At 61.7% G+C, this 14721-nt stretch carries 13 protein-coding genes; 8 read left to right on the top strand and 5 right to left on the bottom strand.

The window, feature by feature from the left end; translation table 11 throughout:
- Nucleotides 1-71 precede the first annotated feature (71 nt).
- Both IEW17_RS09565 and IEW17_RS09570 read right to left on the bottom strand, forming a co-directional pair.
- Nucleotides 72-1112, bottom strand: a complete 1041-nt coding sequence (locus tag IEW17_RS09565) for a hypothetical protein (protein WP_188561817.1) — start codon at nucleotides 1110-1112, stop codon at nucleotides 72-74.
- A gap of 301 nt (nucleotides 1113-1413) precedes the next feature.
- Nucleotides 1414-1668 carry an acyl-CoA-binding protein gene (locus tag IEW17_RS09570; protein WP_188561818.1) on the bottom strand — a complete coding sequence of 85 codons (255 nt, stop codon included), beginning with the start codon at nucleotides 1666-1668 and terminating at the stop codon, nucleotides 1414-1416.
- Between the two features lie 72 nt (nucleotides 1669-1740).
- Here IEW17_RS09570 and IEW17_RS09575 point away from each other — a divergent pair, with 72 nt between their 5' ends.
- Nucleotides 1741-3039 carry a metal-dependent hydrolase family protein gene (locus IEW17_RS09575; RefSeq protein ID WP_188561819.1) on the top strand — a complete coding sequence of 433 codons (1299 nt, stop codon included), beginning with the start codon at nucleotides 1741-1743 and terminating at the stop codon, nucleotides 3037-3039.
- 22 nt (nucleotides 3040-3061) lie between these two features.
- Here the strand turns inward: IEW17_RS09575 and IEW17_RS09580 are convergent, their stop codons facing one another.
- On the bottom strand, nucleotides 3062-3652 hold the full coding sequence (locus IEW17_RS09580; protein ID WP_229748924.1) for a hypothetical protein: 591 nt from the start codon (nucleotides 3650-3652) through the stop codon (nucleotides 3062-3064).
- Between the two features lie 129 nt (nucleotides 3653-3781).
- Here IEW17_RS09580 and IEW17_RS09585 point away from each other — a divergent pair, with 129 nt between their 5' ends.
- Nucleotides 3782-4981: a zinc dependent phospholipase C family protein gene (locus tag IEW17_RS09585; protein ID WP_188561821.1), complete on the top strand. Its 1200-nt coding sequence runs from the start codon at nucleotides 3782-3784 to the stop codon at nucleotides 4979-4981.
- Nucleotides 4982-5281: 300 nt separating this feature from the next.
- Complete coding sequence (locus tag IEW17_RS09590; RefSeq protein WP_188561822.1) at nucleotides 5282-6001, top strand: peptidylprolyl isomerase; 720 nt, start codon at nucleotides 5282-5284, stop codon at nucleotides 5999-6001.
- Between the two features lie 153 nt (nucleotides 6002-6154).
- Here IEW17_RS09590 and IEW17_RS09595 read toward each other — a convergent pair whose 3' ends face one another.
- Nucleotides 6155-8251 (bottom strand): M13 family metallopeptidase, encoded by a 2097-nt coding sequence (locus IEW17_RS09595; protein ID WP_188561823.1) that lies wholly within the window; start codon nucleotides 8249-8251, stop codon nucleotides 6155-6157.
- Nucleotides 8252-8429: 178 nt separating this feature from the next.
- Nucleotides 8430-10502 carry a M13 family metallopeptidase gene (locus IEW17_RS09600; protein ID WP_188561824.1) on the bottom strand — a complete coding sequence of 691 codons (2073 nt, stop codon included), beginning with the start codon at nucleotides 10500-10502 and terminating at the stop codon, nucleotides 8430-8432.
- A gap of 140 nt (nucleotides 10503-10642) precedes the next feature.
- Between IEW17_RS09600 and xseA the strand changes: the two genes are divergently transcribed.
- The 5 genes from xseA to IEW17_RS09625 all read left to right on the top strand — a co-directional run bounded on the left by xseA (nucleotide 10643) and on the right by IEW17_RS09625 (nucleotide 14646).
- Nucleotides 10643-12010: an exodeoxyribonuclease VII large subunit gene (gene xseA, locus IEW17_RS09605; protein WP_188561825.1), complete on the top strand. Its 1368-nt coding sequence runs from the start codon at nucleotides 10643-10645 to the stop codon at nucleotides 12008-12010.
- Nucleotides 12011-12061: 51 nt separating this feature from the next.
- Nucleotides 12062-12358 carry an exodeoxyribonuclease VII small subunit gene (gene xseB, locus IEW17_RS09610; RefSeq protein ID WP_188561826.1) on the top strand — a complete coding sequence of 99 codons (297 nt, stop codon included), beginning with the start codon at nucleotides 12062-12064 and terminating at the stop codon, nucleotides 12356-12358.
- 97 nt (nucleotides 12359-12455) lie between these two features.
- Entirely contained in the window at nucleotides 12456-12812 is a 357-nt protein-coding gene (locus tag IEW17_RS09615; RefSeq protein ID WP_188561827.1) for a hypothetical protein, read from the top strand.
- Between the two features lie 43 nt (nucleotides 12813-12855).
- Nucleotides 12856-13590, top strand: coding sequence for a hypothetical protein (locus tag IEW17_RS09620; RefSeq protein WP_188561828.1), 735 nt, complete (start codon nucleotides 12856-12858; stop codon nucleotides 13588-13590).
- A 234-nt stretch (nucleotides 13591-13824) separates the two neighbouring features.
- On the top strand, nucleotides 13825-14646 hold the full coding sequence (locus tag IEW17_RS09625; RefSeq protein ID WP_229748925.1) for a sensor histidine kinase: 822 nt from the start codon (nucleotides 13825-13827) through the stop codon (nucleotides 14644-14646).
- The last annotated feature ends 75 nt before the right edge of the window (nucleotides 14647-14721 follow it).

The raw sequence follows: 14721 nt of genomic DNA on the forward strand, positions 1-14721 counted from the left end.
TCTGAAAGATATAAGCAAGCAGCCGAAAGTATCACTGGCCTATTCCAAACAGCGTTTCGGTCCCTCTCCTCCTACCCAACCGATGGCTTAACTCCGGCCCCCAGCATTAGCCATAGGTTCTGGCGCACGATGTCGCCCATCGAGTCGCATTTGTCGAAGGCCGTGGTGTGGTGGTAACGGTTGAGCTCGGCCTTGAGCTGGGCCACCTTTTCGGGCGGGGCCAGCTCGTGCTGACGCATCACCTCCAGCAGGTCGCGCAGGCGGTGGCGCTCGGCGCGGGCGCGACGAGCCATTAGGGCGCGTTCCTCGGTTTGGTACTGGCGCAGGGTTTCGGGCTTCAGTAGGCGGGCGCACATCTCCACCACGGCCGCGTTGTCTTTGAAAAACTGGGGCAGGTACATCGCCCGGCGGCCCTCGTAGCTCTGCTGGTCGAAGTCGATGGCCCGCACCCGGTACTGCTCGTCCTCAAAGTCGGGGGTCACGTCGATGACGTAGTTGTAGGCCCGCATGTCGCCCAGCAGGCGCACGAAGCAGCGCTCGTTGAACTTCACAAACTCCTTGGCGATGCGCACTTGGTTGATATGCGGCTGGCTGAGGCGCAGGCGGATGAAATCATCGCCCGGAATGCCCGCGATGTGCTCTTCCACCAACGTGTCGCCGCTCACCAGGAAGTTCATGGAATTGGGCGAGAGCAGGTGCTCCAGCTCCAGCCCGTAGAGGCGCGAAGCGTCGGCCCGCTTTACGTAGAAGTAGTCGTAGTTGTCGTTGAACTGGTTGACGATGCGCACCCGAAACGGCCGGGAGTTGCCGAACTCGCAGTAGTCGATGCGGTCGGCCACCAGGTGCTCGGTGAAGGATAAGTCGCCGGCCGTTTTCAGCAGCGCGTACACCTGCGTGAGCCCCTGGCTGAGCTCGCGCAGGGCCTGGGGCTCAAAAAACACCGTTTGCCAGAGCGTGTCGTGCCCCGCGCGGTCCAGCAGCGGAAACGAGCTGCTGAAAAACTTCAGGTCGGCGTAGCTCACGGGCAGCGGGGCCTCGCGGTCGTAAGCGCGCAGGTACTGCCGCAACGCGGGGGTGATGGGGTAGGGCGGCTTTTTGCGGGAGATATCCATGGATGACGGAAACGAATCGGAAACAGTGTATCGTGCAGAACGTCATGCCGAGCGCAGCCGAGGCATCTCGCGTGCAATGGTAGCTCTTCCGTTTAGAGCGGTTCCGGGGTCAGTGTACGTGTAGCGTGGACTCTGCGAGTCCGCGTGTCGGCCGGGCCGGGCGCGGACTCGCAGAGTCCACGCTACATCGCCCACGTACACGAACTCCGAAACTGCTCTAACGATAGAATTACTACCCCACGCGAGATGCCTCGGCTGCGCTCGGCATGACGTGCTGTATCAATATAACGAGCTGCTTCCCTTACCCGGCCAGCTCGCTCACCAGCTCCACATACTGCTGGCGGGCGGCCTCCTGGCTGGTGCCTTTCAGGCCGTTCCAGGCATCGTATTTGGCAATGGCTTTGAAATCGAAGCCGCCGGGGCGGTCGCCGGTTACATCGCCGTCGGTGGCTTGCTTGTAGAGGGCGTAGAGCTGAAGCAGCACCATGTTGCCGGGCTTGGTGGGCAGTTGCTGGGCGCGCTGGCTGGCAGCTTCGAAGTCTTCCTGGGTCGTCATGGGGGGAGAATAAAAACAGTGAGAAGTAGATACGAGCCCCGTTGTACCTTGGCGGCTCCTAAACGCAAACGTATGACGCGCAAATCTATTCCAGCCTGGGCTACGGCCGCCCTACTCCTACTGGCTCCGGCCGCTTTCGCCCAGAAAACCTACCTGCACTGCGGCCGCCTGCTCGACGTGCGCAGCGGCAAGCTGCTCACCCAGCAAACCATCGTGGTGGAGCGCGACCGCATCACGGCCGTGCAAAGCGGCTACACGGCCGCCGCCGGCCCCCAGGACAAGGTCGTCAACCTGGAAAATCGCACCGTGCTGCCCGGCCTGATTGACACCCACGTGCACCTCGAATCGAGCCCCAGCCGCAACAGCTTCCGCGAGGGCTTCACCCTCAACCCCGCCGACGTAGCCTTCCGCGCCCAGGGCAATGCCCTGACCACGCTGCGCGCCGGCTTCACCACGGTGCGCGACTGCGGCGGCTCGGGCGTGAACACCAGCCTGCGCGAAGCCGTGGCCCAGCGCCTGGTGCCGGGCCCGCGCATCTATTCGGCGGGCATGGCCATTTCGGCCACCGGCGGGCACATGGATGAAACCGACGGCCTCAGCGAGGACCAGATAACCAAGGCCGGCCACCCCATCAACCTCGCCAACGGCCCCGACCAGTGCCGGCAGGCCGTGCGCGAGCAGTTCAAGCGCGGGGCCGACCTCATCAAGATTGCCAGCACCGGCGGCGTGCTCGACCTGAGCAAGGACGGCACCGGGGCCCAGTATTCGGAAGAGGAAATCCGCGCCATTGTGGAAACGGCCAAGGACCTGGGCATGCGCGTGGCCTGCCACGCGCACGGCGCGGAGGGCATCAAGCGGGCCATTCGGGCGGGCGTGACCAGCATCGACCACGGTTCACTGATGGACGACGAGGCCATTAAGCTGATGGCCAAAAACCGCACCTGGTACGTGCCCACGCTCATCGCCGGCAAGTCGGTAGCCGACACGGCGCGGCTGCGGCCCGGCTACTTTCCGCCCGTCATCGCGGCCAAGGCCCTGAACGTGGGCACCAAAATGCAGGGCACTTTTTCCCGCGCCATCAAGGGCGGGGTGCGCGTGGCCTTTGGCACCGATGCCGGCGTGTTCCGCCACGGCCAGAATGCCCGCGAGTTCGGCTACATGACCGAGGCCGGCATGTCGCCGCTCGATGCCATCCGCACGGCCACCCTCAACGCCGCCGAGCTGCTGGGCGAAACCGCGGACCTGGGTGCCATCGAAGCCGGCAAGTACGCCGACATCGTGGCCCTCGACGGCGACCCGCTCCAGGACATCACGGCCCTGATGCGGCCCACTTTTGTGATGAAGAGCGGCGTGGCCTACCGGCAGGAGTAGCGCTGTGCCGCAACGGCCGACGCTACCGCGGCGTAGCGTCGCGGTACATCTTGGTCACGAGGTACAGGCCAGCTTTGCGGTCGTAGTCGCTCAGGCTGGCGTTGAACTTCAGCTTATCCAAGACCGCCACGAAACGGGGGTTGCTGGCCGCGTACTGCTCGCGCAGGTAGGGCGTGGTGAGCGGAAAAATGAGGCCCGTGAGGCCTACGCTGAAGAAATAGTGCGTGGTAGCGAGCGTGCGGCCTCCGTAGCGGGCCGGGCCCATGGTGCCCATGTTGCCGGTGCTGGAGTACAGGCACAGCGTGTCGGCGTGCTCCAGCCGGAACTCCTCGCCCCGAAAGATTCGCGTGGTGCGGCCCTTGTCCGATACCACGCCCCAGACGCTGTCGGGGTCCAGGCGCACCTTCGTGGTGGCGGGGCCGCTGGGCATTACCACCACCACCTGGCCGCGCTTGTCAGGAAAAAACGCGTTGGTGCCGGCGGGCTGCGGCTGGTGCCGACGGTAGGCCGATGCGGAGCGGTAGGCCCCCGGTTGGTGCGTGGGAACCTGGGCAGCGGCCGGGCCGGCTACCAGCGCCAGCAGGGCTAAAAATGAGTTGCGGCAAAGATTCATAGCGAAGGCGGAATAGCCAAAGGTACGGCCCACCCAGGGCGGGGTTTGGACCGGCCGGGCCGCATGTGCCAGCCATTGCCGAACTTTGGGCAGGGCAAGGCTTTCCATCCCGTCAGATTTGTTATTTCCATGAAAAAAATCCTCTTGCCGCTGCTGCTCGCGGCCCTGGTACTCGCCCATGGCACTGCCGGTGCCTGGGGCTTTTTCGGTCACCGCACCATCACGCAGGTAGCGGTGTATGAGCTGCCGGCCACCATGCAGGCGTTCTACTACCGGCACCTGGCCGAGGTGGTGCGCCTAAGCACGTCTCCCGACGAGCGCCGCAACTCCGACCCCACCGAAGCGCCCAAGCACTTCATCGACATCGACCACTACTCCGAGAACGACCCCTTCGGCAAAATGCCCCGGCAGTACGACAAGGCGGTGGAGAAATTCTCGGCCGACACCCTCAAGAAGTACGGTACCGTGCCGTGGGTGATTATGGAAACCCAGCAAAGCCTCACCGAAGCGTTTCGGCAGCGCGACACGGTGGGCATCATCAGGTACTCGGCCGAACTGAGCCATTACGTGGGCGACGCCTTCGTACCCCTGCATACCACCATCAACTACGATGGCCAGCTCACCGACCAGAAAGGCCTGCACAGCCTCTGGGAAAGCCAGCTGCCCGAGCGCTTCATCAACGAGTACAAGCTGGACGGCGAGCCGGCTAAGTACGTAAAGGACCCGCTGGCCGCCGTGTGGGCGGTGTTGCAGCAGAGCTACGGCTTCCTGGGCGAGACCTTCGACCGGGCCAGCAAAATCGAAAAAGTGATGAAGCCCGACGTGCGCTACACCTTCTCGCACAAGTACGGCAAAACCTCGCGCCGCTACTCCGACGCCTTCGCCGATGCGTATAATAAGAGCGTGGGCGGCATGGTCGACTACCGCCTCAAGGGCGCGCCCACGCTGGTGTCGTCGCTCTGGCTCACGGCTTGGCAGGACGCCGGTAAGCCCGACCTCGGCGCGATGATGACGCCAGCCAAGGCCACCAAAGACGAAAAGGAAAAACTCAGCACCGAACTGGTGGCCTGGAAGAAAAATACGCTGTCGCAGGACCAGCTTTTGCTGGCGCAACAAAAAGTGAAAAAGGTAGAAGCCGCCGATGAAATTAAGTCGGCCAAGGACATGACCGATGCGCCCGATGCGCCCGCCGAAACGTCGGAAGCGCCGGAAGCGCCTGCCGAAACGCCCGCGCCCGCCGCTGCCCCAGTCGTGGATAAACTCAAGGTGAAGACCAAAGGCCCGAATGGTACCGAAAAAATTAAGCAGAAGGGCGATGCGCCCAAGTAGGCAAGCTCTGTGGCAGTTGGGCTAAAACGCCTGTGCTCCTATGGTTGAGGTAATAAAAAACGCACTATCCGTCGCTTAAACGTGGCCATATGGAAAGCCAGGTCCGCGTGCTGCGGGGCTGGCTTTTTTCGTTTTCACCTCCTATTCTTTCGCTTATGATACTGCGCCTCGATGGGTTAGTCCTTGACCTGCTCAAACCCAAAAATCCATCGGCCAACCATGCCGCAGAACGTTCTGCGACTTCGGCGCCTTCCTCCGCGCCCTCTGCGGGCTAAAAAACCCCAGAACGTACTTTGCGCCATGAAACGCCTCGTATTTCTGCTCCTGCTGGCTGCCTGCAACCAAGCCCCGCCCGCCACCGCGCCCGCCAAACCAACCCAGGAAATTCCCGGCCCCAACCTGGCTACCCTCACCGATAGCGCCGCGCCGGCCGCGCTGCTCGCCTACGGCCGCCAGTACCCCGGCTCGGGAGTTATCATCAAAACGCGGCTGGGCAACATCCGGGTGAAGCTCTACGACGACACGCCCATTCACAAAGCCAACTTCCTGCTGCTGGCCCGCAAGGGCGTGTTTGATGAAACAATGTTCAACCGCGTGGTGAAGGACTTTGCCGTGCAGGGCGGCCAGACCTACAACGCCCGCACCATCCGGCTGAAGCGCTACCGCCTGCCGCCCGAGTTTCGGGCCGGGCACTTCCACCACAAAGGGGCCTTGGGCATGGCCCGCTACGACGATGAGAAGAACCCCGGCCGTTTGTCGTCGAACACCGATTTCTACTTCGTAGTGGGCGAAAGGCTGGCCCCCAACCAGTCGCAGGCCATGGCCGGCCGCCGCCTCACCCCCGCCCAAACCCAGGCCTACGCTGCCGTGGGTGGCGTGCCCTCGCTCGACGGCCAGTACACCGTATTTGGCGAAGTAATCGAGGGTCAGGAGGTAATCGATAAAATCGCCAATGAGCCCGTGGAATCCGATAAGTGGCCGGTGAAGGACATTGGTATCAAGGTGGAAGTAGTGAAGTAGCCACCTGTCATTGCTTCGGTTCTACCTCGCAATGCCAGCTCTGCACCATCCCTAAAACGCAAAAAAGGCCCGCCTCCAGAGGAAACGGACCTTCTTCTATCGGGCGGGCAAATGGGTTCGCACGTCTGATTCAGGTAACTCTAAGCAAACAGCTTACCAAATTTTGGCGCGGTCGGCGGAAGAACGCACCATTTTGTCGCCGTCCTTGCAGCTAAAGGCCTTGTGAAACTCCGGCATGTTCTGCAACGGGCCGATGGTGCGGTACTGGCCGGGCGAGTGCGGGTCGGTCTGCACCTGCTGGCGCATGGCTTCGGGGCGCTGGTTGATGCGCCAGATTTGGGCAAAGTTCAGGAAGAAGCGCTGCTCGGGCGTGAAGCCGTCGATAGGCTTACCGGCCTTGGCCTGGGGCGTTTTCATGAACGCGGCATAGGCAATGGTGAGGCCACCGAGGTCGGCCAGGTTTTCGCCCATGGTCAGCTTGCCGTTCACGTGCACCGAATCCAGCGGCGAGAAAGCATCAAACTGCTTGCCCACCACATCAGCTTTAGCCATGAATTTCTCGCCGTCTTCCTTGGTCCACCAGTCGCGCAGGTTGCCCTGCGAGTCTACCTTGCGGCCCTGGTCGTCGAAACCGTGGGTCATTTCGTGACCAATCACGGCCCCGATGCCGCCGTAGTTCACCGCGTCATCCGCCTTGGGGTCATAGAAGGGTGCCTGCAGAATGCCGGCCGGGAACACGATTTCGTTCAGGCTGGGGCTGTAGTAGGCGTTCACCGTGGGCGGGGTCATGCCCCACACGCTGCGGTCCACGGGCTGACCAAACTTGCTCAGGTTGTCCTGGGTACCCCAATCGGCGGCGGCAAACAGGTTGTTCAGGGCGCTTTCGCGGCTCACGCTCAGCTTCGAGTAGTCCTTCCACTTGTCGGGGTAACCGATTTTTACCACGAAGGCATTGAGCTTTTTCAGGGCCTCGGCTTTGGTGGCGGCGCTCATCCAATCAGTAGCCTGAATGCGCTCGGCGTAGGCCACGCGCAGGTTTTCGACCAGCTGCTTGGCCCGGGCTTTGGCCGCGGGGCTAAAATCTTCATCCACGTAAATCTGACCAAAGGCCTCGCCCAACGAGCCATCGGTGGCGGCAAAGGCCCGGCGCCACCGCGGCTGCGGCTGCTTGGCCCCCGAGACTACTTTAGAAAAGCGGAATTCTTCATCTACAAAGGCTTTGGGCAAGGCCGAAACCACGGACTCTACCAAGTGCCAGCGCAGGTATTGCTTCTGGTCGGCCACGGGCTCTTCCTTCAGCATAGCACTGGCTTCCTTCAGGTAGTCGGGCTGGCCCACGATGATTTCCTTGGCCCCCGACAGGCCGCTTTCTTTGAGACGCAGGGGCAGGTTCAGGTTGGGGTAGTCGGCTATGGCCTTGTCCACGCTCATCTTGTTGTAGTTGCTTTCGCGGTCGCGCAGGGCCACCGGGTCGCGGCTGGCTTTGGCCATGCGGGTTTCGAGGCGCGTCACGGCGTCGGCGTTCTTTTCGGCCGTGGCCTGGTCATCGCCCAGCAGCTTAAACAGGTTGGTTTGGTAGGTGCGGTACGCGGCCCGAATGGTTTTGGAGCGCGCATCTTCTTTGAGGTAGTAGTCGCGGTTGGGCAGCGTCAGGCCGCCCTGACGCAGCTGCACGGCGTACACGCTACTGTTCTTGCCATCCTGGCCCACCCCAAAGCCGTACCAGCCCTTGCCGATATTCTTCGGGTTGGCCAAATATGCCTGCACGCCGGCTACGTCCTGAATGGCACTGATTTGGTTGAGGCGGGGCTGCAGGTACTTCAAGCCCGCTTTTTCCACGGCCACGCTGTCCATGGCGGCGGCGTAGAAGTCGCCCACTTTCTGCATGTTCGAACCGGGCTTGGCCGTGCGGTCAGCAGCGGCTTTTTCGAGAATGCGCCGAGCCACGCCGCGGTTGCGGTCGCGCAGCTGGTTGAAGGAACCCCAGCCCGTTTCGGAGGCCGGAATGGGGTTGTTCTTCATCCAGTTGCCATTGGCAAACCGGAAAAAGTCATCGCAGGGTGCCACCGAGCGGTCAAGGTTAGCCAGCGTTACGCCAACGCCCGACTGCCCCGTCGTGGATACGGTGATTTTCTCCTTGCCCGCGCTGGACTTGGTTTTAATCTTGGTTTGGGCCTGGGCCGCACCGGCTACCAGGGCCAGCAGCGCCGCCGAAAGGGCCGCCCGCCGCACAAAAAAGGATTGATGCATAAGTGAATGGGAAATGAGTTGTGGGAGAAGTGTTGGAAAGAAAGAACGTCATGCCGAGCATTCTGCGCATTAAGCAGAGACCGAGGCATCTCGCGTGCTCAAGTAATCCAATCGATTGAGTTACTACCCCGCGCGAGATGCCTCGGCTGCGCTCGGCATGACGTTCTCTCTGCGCAACCTACCAGATTTTGGAACGGTCGGCGGCGGCGCGCATCATGGTGTTGCCGTCCTGGCAGCCGAATGCTTTGTAGAACTCCGGCATGTTCATCAGCGGGCCGTTGGTGCGGAACTGCGCGGGCGAGTGCGGGTCGGTCTGCACCTGCTGGCGCAGGTACTCGGGCCGGGCATTGGTCCGCCAGATTTGAGCGTAGGCCAGGAAGAAGCGCTGCTCGGGCGTGAAGCCGTCGATTTTGGCCTGGGCCTTGGCCTGCGGGGTTTTCTCAAACGCCTGGTAGGCGATGGTGAGGCCACCGAGGTCGGCCAGGTTTTCGCCCATGGTCAGCTTGCCGTTCACGTGCACCGAATCCAGCGGCATGAAGGCATCGTACTGCTTGCCCACGAGGGCCGCTTTGGCGTTGAATTTGTCGGCATCCTCCTTGGTCCACCAATCCTTCAGGTTGCCCTGCGAGTCGTACTGGCGGCCCTGGTCGTCGAAGCCGTGGGTCATTTCGTGGCCGATTACCGCGCCGATGCCGCCGTAGTTCACCGCGTCATCCGCCTTGGGGTCGTAGAACGGGGGCTGCAGAATGCCGGCCGGGAACACGATTTCGTTCATCGGCGGGTTGTAGTAGGCGTTCACCGTGGGCGGGGTCATGCCCCACTCGTTGCGGTCAATCGGCTTGCCGAAATGATTAATTTCTTCCTTGTTGGCCCACACGCGGGCGGCCAGCAGGTTGTTTAAGTAGCTCTCGCGGCTGATGTTCAGCGTCGAGTAATTCTTCCACTTATCAGGATAGCCGATTTTTACCACGAAGGCGTTCAGCTTTTTGAGGGCTTCCTTTTTAGTGGCCGCGCTCATCCAGTCAGTGGCCTGAATGCGTTCGCCGTAGGCCACGCGCAGGTTCTCAATCATCTGCTTGGCGCGCGTTTTGGCCGCGGGCGAGAAAGCCTTGTCTACGTAGAGCTGGCCGAAGGCCTCGCCCAGGGCGCGGTCGGTAGCGCCCAGCGTGCGCTTCCAGCGGGGCTGCTGCTTCTTGGCACCGCTCAGGGTTTGCGAGAAGCGGAAGGCTTCGTCGCCGTACGCCTTGGGCAGGGCGGCCGTCACGCTGCTCACCAAATGAAAGCGCAGGTACTGCTTCTGGTCGGCCACGGGCTCGTCCTTTAGCATGGCGCTCACTTCTTTCAGAAAATCGGGCTGGCCCACAATCACCTCCTTGGCCGCGCCCAGGCCACTTTCCTTCAGCATGAGGGGCAGCGCCAGGTTGGGGTAGGCGGCGTTGGCCTCGGCCAGCGTCATCTTGTTGTAGTTGGCGTAGGGGTCGCGCAGGTCCACGCGGGCCTTGCTGGCTTTGGCCAGGCGTGTTTCGATGCGCTGCACGATGGCGGCGTTGGTGCGCGCCACCGATTCGGCATCGCCCAGCATCTTGAAGGTGTTCACCAGATACGTATCGTAGGCCGTGCGAATGGCTTTCGAGCGGGCGTCGTCCTTAAGGTAGTAGTCGCGGTCGGGCAGCGAGAGGCCGCCCTGGCCCATCTGAACTGCATATTGGGAGCTGATTTTCTCGTCCTGGCCCACGTACATGCCAAACCACACGCTGCCGGCTTGCGCCTTGGGGTCGGCCAGAAAGCGCTGCATCTCGCTCAGGTCCTTGATGGCCGCGATGCGACTCAGGTGGGGCTGCAGGTACTTCAGGCCGACGGTTTCGATGGCGGCCGAGTCCATGGCCGAGGCGTAGAAGTCGCCTACTTTCTGCATGTTTGAGCCCTTGGGGGCCTTGGCGGCGTTGCGGGCGGCATCGTTGAGGATGGCGCGAAGGGTGGCGTTGTTGTGGTCGGCCAGCTCGTTGAACGAGCCCCAGCGCGACTCAGCCGCCGGAATCGGGTTGTTTTTGAGCCAGTTGCCCGAGGCGTAGTGGAAGAAGTCTTCGCAGGGCTTCACCGAGGGGTCGATGTTGGCAATGTTGATGCCCACGCCTTTCTGGGGCGGCGTGGGGGCGGGCTTGTCGGGCGGGCCGGCCGCTACCGTAGCAGCCAGGCTGCCCAGACCGAGCACGGCCAGGCTAAGCTGCCGCGCAATGGAAGTTGAAAACATGAAGCGAATGTTGGGTTGGGAAATGATGCCGTGAAGTTACAGACACCCGGTATTAATTCCGGTTGCATAATCATCACCTGTTGTTACAATGCCGAGGGCTAAAGCAATTATCAAATGTCCCTTGCCCGTAACTTGCGCCCATGCCGCTCTACAACCGCCGCCCCGAGCTTCAGCCCCCTCCTGCCCCGGCTCCCCTGGGCCTGACCGCACTACTGGGCTACGTGCGCCAGGTCCTGACCCAGCAGCTGGCCGATTCCTACTGGGTGGTGGCTGAAGTAGCCGAAATTACCCTGCCGCGCTTTGCCAACGCGCACTGCTACCTCACCCTCACCGAGCAAACCATCGACCCGCGCGGCACGCCCCTCAAGGCCCAGGCCCGTGCCACGCTCTGGAGCCAGCGCTACCAGCAATTGGCCCCCGCCTTTGAGCGCCAGACTGGCCAACCGTTGCGCCCCGGCCTCAAGCTGCTGCTGCGGGTGCAGGTGCGCTTTCACGAGCAGTACGGGCTGAGCCTCGACGTAGTGGCCATTGACCCCAGCTACACCGTGGGCGAGCTGGCCTTGCTACGGCTGAAAACCCTGCGCCTGCTGGAAGAAAAAGGCCTATTGGAACGCCAGAAGCAACTGGCCCTGCCCCTGGCTCCGCAGCGGCTGGCGGTTATTTCCTCGCCCACGGCGGCGGGCTTTCAGGACTTTGTGCAGCAACTGAAGGAAGCGCCGTATGATTTTGCCCTCACCCTGTTTCCGGCCACCATGCAGGGCGACGAGGCCCCCGCCAGCTTACGGGCGGCGCTGGACAGCGTGCGCGCCCGGCGCGGGCAGTTCGACGCCGTGGTGCTTATCCGGGGCGGGGGCAGCCGCACCGACTTGCTGGCGTTTGATGAATACGGCTTGGCGGCGGCCGTGGGGGCTTTTCCGCTGCCCGTGCTCACCGGTATTGGCCACGAGCGCGACGAAGCCGTGGTGGACCTCACCGCCCACCGCGCCCTGAAAACGCCCACCGCCGTCGCCGCTTTTCTGGTCGACCGCCTGGCCCGGCTTGAGGCTACCATTCTCGACCTGGGCGCGGGAGTAACGGCCCTGGCCCGCCGCCAGCTGCAGCAGCAGCACACCCGCCTCGACCAGTTGAGCGGCCGGGGCCGCTACGCCGCCCACCGCCAGCTCGACACGGCCCGCACGGCCCTGCACGCCCGCGCCCGCCAGGCCACCCAAGCCCCCCGTGAGCAGCTGCGCCAGCTGGCCCAAGACCTGCTCCGGTTCCGGCACCAGCTGCCGCGGGCGGCGCGGCGGGCGCTGGCCCACGAGCAGCGCGGCCTGCGCCAGCGCGGCCGGGCGCTGCTCAAACGCTTTGCCCGCCACCACCGCCGCCGCCGCGAGACCGTGTTGCGCCACCGCTTCCGACTGCAGCTGGCCCTGGAGCGCCACCTGCACCGCCATGAGCTTCGCCTGCTTCAGTTGACGGCTGGCAATGAACAGTTAACCATTGGCAGACGCCCGCCGAACCCGTAGTCGATACTTCCGAAATACTCACTGATAATTGCTCACTGCTAACTGTTTAAGATGACCTACCGCGAAGCCATTGAAGAACTCGAGACCATCCTGCGGGCCCTGGAGACCGACGCCGTGGACGTAGACGACCTCACCACGCGCGTCGAGCGCTCGGCCGAACTGATTCGCCTCTGCCGCCACAAGCTGCGCCACGCCGAGGCGTCGCTTGACCGCGTGTTCGACACGCTGGATGAGGAAGACGAAGCCGACGAAGAAATGGAGGAAAAGGAGGAGAATGAGGAGAATGAGGAAGACGATACCAGCGAGCATGACAACCTGCCCGGTGGAGCTGGCCGGGCTTGGCAATAGTTTTTGAATGCGAATATTGTTGCAATCATTGTTTGCCTATATTTGACGCATCCATCCTACATAATCTTCTTTTTTTCAACTTTCTTCTGCGTTACTCATGCCATTTGACGGAACCGAAGGCACGGAAATCACCCTAATCGCTGCCGCCCAGCTAACCCAGAATTACCGCGAGGCAAACCACAACCCAGAAACTATCCTGGGATGCTTTTTGGGCAAAAATATTCTTAACAAGCTTCTTGCCCAGCCCGGCTGTGAAGGCATTCGCTTTTACTACGGCCTCAGAGGAAACGCACCGGAGCTGGTGGCCGTGGGTGCCGACAGCGAAGAAAACGACCAACTAGGCGTCGTGTCGGGTGTTCAGTGCATCATCGCCGACGATGCCCCCAAGTGCCCGCCCAACTCCAGCCAAACCAACTCCCTCAATACTACCCCCCAGCAGCACGAAGTAAAGTAGGACCGCGCACTGGTTCTTTCTCTCCTCACCTCATAGCCTTACCATGCCCACTGCACCGCTAGTCCAGGTTATGCTGAAGATGGTAACTGTCCTGCAGTTAAGCATCTTGGTGCCGATGGTAGTGGTTTGGTTGCGAAAAAGCGAGTTCCTACCCGCTATAAAACTACTGAGTTGGTACGTGTATCTGTCGGCGTTCTGTGCACTGGGCGGCCATTATACCGAATATACACCCAATGCATTATTTATCATCGGCTTCAACCTAGGTAAAATCGCCCTGTTTGGGGCCGTGTACTACATGGTGCTGGAGTCAGCAAGGATGCGGCAGTTGGTGCTGATAACTACGCTGACGGCCGTGGCCGTCTGTATTGGACTCACGGGGATTGGACTCGTCACTAACTTCTTTGACATAGCTGTTACCGTGAGTCGGATGACGCAATCCACAGTACTAGCCGCTTTCGCGTTGGTCTACCTCGAACAACTGCTGGGCCGCGCCAATACAGTATCCCTTTCGCGCGACCCCATTTGGCTGTTGAGCGTGGGCCAACTATTGTATTCAGCCGGTACCGTCACGGCTTTCAGCCTGGATTATCTGTCGAAAACGCAGTATGACCAAGCCCCCAAGTGGATATTCATTTCGATAATCGGAATTATTTTCAACGTATTCCTGACGTTGGCCTTTTTACGAGCCAAGACTGCTCCCCAGCAACCTGTTGGCAATAATGCTTCACCGGTCAACCAGTTCGCACAGAATTCGCACAGGTCTAGCTCAGTTTACTAGAAGGCTTTTGCCTTGCTTAAAACACTACAGGTGGCCCTCACCTTGAAGTCGCCTGAACTGTATGTTCGGGCTTTCGACTTTCGTGGCGGCCAGTTACGGGACAAGCGGTTGCGGCGAGAAACAGGAATGTTGTGCTTAATGTAGCTGACTTTGTCACTGGTTACGTATCGTTTTTGGCTTCCGTAGCTTGGGCATCTTTTTTTTTCGTGCTGCCCACCCACTTGCGGCCTTCATGTGACCAATTTGCTGCCCTTGCTACTCCTCACTCCCACGCTGCTCCTGCTTGTGCTTGGACTGGTGTGGTTTGTGGTGCGCTACCAGCGGGGGCAGTTGCGGCAGCAGCAGGAGATGGCCCACATGCGGGAAACGGCTCAGCAACAAGCCCTGGCGGCGGCCCTGGTAGCTCAAGAAGACGAACGACAACGTATCGCGGCCGAATTGCACGACGGCGTGGGCACCATCCTGGCCTTGGCCAAGCTGCACCTCTACGCCCCGGGCCGCCAGGCCTCGCCCGAAGCCAGCGCCCTGATTGACCAAGCCGTGGCCGAGGTGCGGCGCATCTCGCGCAACCTGCAGCCCGCCACGCTCCAGCAGCTGGGCCTGGCGCAAGCGCTACGGGCCCTGGTGCAGGCCGTACCCACCGAAAATGGCCCGGAAGTGCGGCTGGAACAGGATGGAACCCTAAATCGGCTCATTCCGCCGCACGAGCTCATGGTTTATCGCATTGCCCAGGAGCTGCTCACCAACGGCCTGGTGCACGCCGAAGCCCGAAACATTGTGCTGCGCATAACCACCGTACCCGGCCTGCTCACCCTCACCTATTCCGACAACGGCCAGGGTTTCAACCTAGCTGCCCTGGAAGAATTGCCGCCGCCCGGCCCCCACGGGCAGCCCGTGGGCATGGGCCTCATCAACCTGCGCAGCCGGGTAGCCGTGCTGGGCGGCCAATTGCATTATCATTCCGAGCCGGGCATCGGCACGCGCGTGGAGGCCGTGCTGCCCGTGACGCTGCTGCCAGCCGGCTCGCCGACCCCTACTTTTTCGCTTAACTCATGACCCCCAACCCAGATGAACCGCACTATGCGGACGGGGAGTACATTTCGGTTCACCCCCCGCTTTACCCATGTCGCT

It is taken from the genome of Hymenobacter frigidus (assembly GCF_014640435.1).
GTDB lineage: Bacteria > Bacteroidota > Bacteroidia > Cytophagales > Hymenobacteraceae > Hymenobacter > Hymenobacter frigidus.